This window comes from Roseibium sp. RKSG952 (assembly GCF_009711355.1).
Genome location: NZ_SMMF01000035.1, coordinates 1 through 214 on the forward strand (window position 1 = coordinate 1; position 214 = coordinate 214).

Below are 214 nucleotides of genomic sequence, written 5' to 3' on the forward strand. Positions count from 1 at the left end.
CCGAAACCGGCGTGACCGGGAGCTTCTCGTTTTGATCCGGAAAGCGTTTTCAGACAGCCGTCACAGTTACGGTTCCAGGCGGATCCATGCCGTCTTGATGGCAGATGGCGAGCGAATTTCGGAACGCCGGATTGCCCGGATCATGCGGGAAAATGACATCTCCCCGAAGAAGACCGGGCCGCAGCCGCCAGTGACGACCCGTGCCAATCACAAG

General features: G+C 59.3%; 1 protein-coding gene. It reads left to right on the forward strand.

Annotated elements, in window-relative coordinates; genetic code table 11:
• Nucleotides 1–214, forward strand: a 214-nt coding sequence (locus tag E1297_RS00080; RefSeq protein ID WP_155132467.1) for an IS3 family transposase, incomplete at both ends; no start/stop codon positions are given.